Below are 3,767 nucleotides of genomic sequence, written 5' to 3' on the forward strand. Positions count from 1 at the left end.
TTGTCGAACAGATAGCGGCTGCCGCGCACCCAGGTCCACATGGCCAGCACGATGGTGAAGGCCACGGCCAGCGATGCCCAGCCGCCCTCGAACACCTTGACGATGTTGGAGGCAAAGAAGCCAATGTCGATAAAGCCGAACAGCGCCGTCAGCGAGACCGCCAGCCACAGTTGCCATTTCCAGATACGCGTCATGACGACATAGAGCAGCACCGTCGTCACCAGCATGTTGCCGGTCACCGAGATGCCGTAGGCCGACGCCAGCCTGCTGGACTCGCCGAAGCCGACGACCAGCATCATCACCACCAGCGCCAACAGGAGATTGACGCGCGGCATGTAGATCTGGCCGGACTGTTTCTCCGACGTATGCAGGATTTCCAGGCGCGGCAGCATGTTGAGCTGCACCGCCTGCCTGGTCAGCGAGAAGGCGCCCGATATCACCGCCTGGCTGGCGATGACGGTGGCGGCGGTCGCCAGCACGACCATCGGGATCAGCGCCCAGCCCTCGTTCATCTCGAAGAACGGATGGCCGACGACGCCGTTCTTGGCCAGCACGAAGGCACCCTGCCCGGCATAGTTAAGCAGCAGGCAGGGAAACACGATCGCCAGCCAGGCCAGCACGATCGGCTTGCGGCCGAAATGGCCGAGATCGGCATAGAGTGCTTCCGCGCCGGTGACGGCGAGGAAGATGGCGCCGATGGTCACGAAAGCGACGTCGGGCGAATTGATCAGAAAGGCAACGATGTAGTGCGGGCTCACCGCCCACAGGATTTCCGGATCGGCGATGATGTGGTTGAGACCGGAAAGGCCAATGGCCAGGAACCATACCGCGGTCACCGGGCCGAACACCAATCCCACCCCGCCCGTGCCAAAGCGCTGCACAGCGAACACCATGGCAAGAATGACCAGTGTCAATGGCACGACATAAGGCTGGAAGGTCGGCGTGACGACATTCATGCCCTCAACCGCCGACAGCACCGAAATCGCCGGCGTGATGACAGCGTCACCGAAGAAAAGCGATGCCCCGACGATGCCGATACCGAGCATCAGCGCCGAGCGCTTGGGAAAACTGCCGCGCGCCAGCGCCATCAGCGACAGCACGCCGCCCTCGCCGCGGTTGTCGGCGCGCAGCACGAACATGATGTATTTGATTGTGACGATGATCGTCAACGACCAGATGATCAGCGACAAAACGCCAAGAATATCGCCGCGCTGGGCGACATTGCCGCCCGACGACGCCACGAGCGCCTCGCGAAAGGCATAGATCGGGCTGGTGCCGATATCCCCATAGACGACACCGAGCGCGCCCAGCATCAGAACCTTGGTGCTGTGCTGTTCGACTTCCGAATGGCTCGATTGTTCGACGGGTTCTGCCTCACTACCAGTATTGGTAAGGGCCATGGACGACACTCCGATAAGCGCGCGGTGCTCTACGCTTGCTGCGATGCAATATCAAGTGCCGTCGCGTAATGGCTGCCATGCCTGCCACGCGAGGCTGCCATCGCTACCATCCGCAGGCCTTGAGGAACCGACCCACCGTGCCGGCCATGCCATACTCCAACGCGTCGGCTGTCAACCCGTGTCCGATCGACACTTCGGCCAATGCCGGAATGCGCCTGGCAAGTGCCGGCAGGTTGCTGACCACCAGATCGTGCCCGGCATTGACCTGAAGCCCGGCAGCAAGGGCGGCGTCGGCGGTTTTTCCCAGTCTTTCCAGCTCCTTGGCCGCCTTGGCGGAATCGGAATGATAGCTGCCGTAGGGACCCGTATAGAGCTCGATGCGGTCGGCGCCGGTGTCGTGTGCGGCCGCCACGCAATCGGGGTCCGGATCGGAAAACAGCGACACGCGAAAGCCCCCCTTCTTCAGACGCTTGACGATCGGAGTGAGGAACGCGGCCTGGGTCGCGAAGTTCCAGCCATGGTCCGATGTCGCCTGGGCCGGATCGTCCGGCACCAGCGTCACCTGTTCGGGCTGATGCTTTTCCACAAGCAGCAGGAAATCCTCGGTCGGATAGCCCTCGATGTTGAATTCCGCGCGCGGAAACTCGTCGTCGATCAGCGACCGTATCGCGGGCAGATCGGAGCGTCTTGTGTGCCGCTCGTCGGGGCGCGGATGCACCGTCAGCCCATGCGCCCCGGCCGCGAGCGCAATGCGGCCGAGACCGATGACATCAGGCCACGGCAGGTCGCGCCGGTTGCGCAGCATGGCGATGGCATTGAGATTGACGGAGAGCTTTGCGGGCATGCGGGCGGCCTCGTAAAATCATTCGACGCGCCACCTATAATGCCTTTGGCGGGAACAGTAATGCCTTTGGTGGGAACAGACTGGGGGTTTCGGGTGTTCCAAGCCTGATGAACATATCCGGGAAAGGAACCGCCCATGAATTTCCTCGATTCCGTGCCGGCGATCCGTCGTATCGAGACCAGCCGTGACGACCTTTTCGCCATCGACATCGTCGGGCACGTCTCCGCGGCCGACGGCGAAAACCTTTTCGGGCTGATGGAGGCCGCCTATGCCCTTCATCCGCGCATCGATGTGCTGGTGCGCCTCGTCGACCATGATGGCGTCGACTGGACCCATATCGCGGACGAAACCCTGAAGCAGGGCGCCATCCATGCATTGGAACATGTCGGCCGTTGCGCGACGATCGGCAAACCGGACTGGATAGCGGACGCTCAACGCTTTCTGCCGGCTTCGCCACCAATCGAGTTCAGGCATTTCAAGGCGCAAGACGAGGCTGCCGCCTGGCAATGGCTCGGCGCCAGCCCGATTGGCGAGCGATAGCTACCTGACGATCGTCAGCCGCTCGGCCGCCCGCGTGATGGCGGTGTAGAGCCAGCGCTGGCGGGTTTCCTTGAAGGCCCAGCTTTCATCGAACAGCACAATCTCGTTCCACTGCGAGCCCTGCGCCTTGTGCACGGTCAGCGCGTAGCCATAGTCGAAATCGTCGAAGCGCTTCTTCTGCTGCCAGGGGATGTCGGCATCCGGGTCCTCGAAGGCCGCCTTGAGCAGCTTGATCTTGGCGACACCGCGATCCGGATCGTCCTCTTCCGGCGACACCAGAAGGTTGATGCCGGGCTTCACCGTCTCGCGCGACGAGGTCATGACCTTCCACAGCGAGCCGTTGAGCAGGCCCTTGGCCGGATCGTTGCGTAGGCAGACCAGCTTGTCGCCAGCCTGCGGATAGTCGGCATTGAAGCCTTTGAGTTCGCGCAGCCGCTGATTGTAGCGGCGGCGCGTGCGGTTGGTGCCGACCAGCACCTGGTCCGCCTTCAGCACCAGCTCCTGGGTGACGTCTTCCTTGCCGATGACCTGCGCCGTGCCATAGTCGCCACGCATGAACTCGCGGCCCTCGCGCACATCGAGCGCCAGCCGCAGGATCGGGTTGTCGCGCGCCTGCCGGTGGATTTCGGTGAGCAGGAAATCCGGCTCGTGGTCGGTGAAGAAGCCGCCACCCGAGATCGGCGGCAACTGGCCGGGGTCGCCGAGCACCAGGATCGGCGTGCCGAAACTCATCAGGTCGCGGCCAAGCTGTTCGTCGACCATCGAGCATTCGTCGATGACGACCAGTTTGGCCCGCGAGATCGGGCTCTGCCGGTTGAGCGAAAAGGTCGGCGACATCGAGGTCTTGCCGGTGACTTCGTCCGACACCGACTCCTCGCCCTTCGGCCTGTAGATCAGCGAATGGATGGTGCGGGCATTGACCGCACCCTTGGAGCGCAGAACCTGTGCGGCCTTGCCGGTGAAGGCGGCGAACTGCACTTGGC

The 3,767-nt window shown here is 62.9% G+C and carries 4 protein-coding genes; 1 reads left to right on the forward strand and 3 read right to left on the reverse strand.

The annotated features are described in order from the left end of the window. Together EN935_RS26105 and EN935_RS26110 are read right to left on the reverse strand one after the other, a co-directional pair. Positions 1 to 1,400: KUP/HAK/KT family potassium transporter (locus EN935_RS26105; protein WP_127373757.1), on the reverse strand; the 1,400-nt coding region annotated here is incomplete at its 3' end. A gap of 103 nt (positions 1,401 to 1,503) precedes the next feature. Continuing rightward, on the reverse strand, positions 1,504 to 2,244 hold the full coding sequence (locus EN935_RS26110) for a pyridoxine 5'-phosphate synthase (RefSeq protein WP_127265682.1): 741 nt from the start codon (positions 2,242 to 2,244) through the stop codon (positions 1,504 to 1,506). 135 nt (positions 2,245 to 2,379) lie between these two features. Between EN935_RS26110 and EN935_RS26115 the strand changes: the two genes are divergently transcribed. Further along, on the forward strand, positions 2,380 to 2,784 hold the full coding sequence (locus EN935_RS26115; protein WP_127265683.1) for an STAS/SEC14 domain-containing protein: 405 nt from the start codon (positions 2,380 to 2,382) through the stop codon (positions 2,782 to 2,784). Here the strand turns inward: EN935_RS26115 and EN935_RS26120 are convergent. Beyond that, a partial coding sequence (locus tag EN935_RS26120) for an ATP-dependent RecD-like DNA helicase (protein WP_127373758.1) occupies positions 2,785 to 3,767 on the reverse strand: 983 nt, incomplete at its 5' end. It lies immediately after the preceding gene.

This window comes from Mesorhizobium sp. M7D.F.Ca.US.004.03.1.1 (genome assembly GCF_003998635.1).
GTDB classification, from domain to species: Bacteria; Pseudomonadota; Alphaproteobacteria; order Rhizobiales; family Rhizobiaceae; genus Mesorhizobium; species Mesorhizobium loti.

Coding starts and splice junctions, on each gene's coding strand:
- EN935_RS26110 (WP_127265682.1), bottom strand. CDS start 2,244: ATGCCCGCAAAGCTCTCCGTCAATCTCAATGCCATCGCCATGCTGCGC.
- EN935_RS26115 (WP_127265683.1), top strand. CDS start 2,380: ATGAATTTCCTCGATTCCGTGCCGGCGATCCGTCGTATCGAGACCAGC.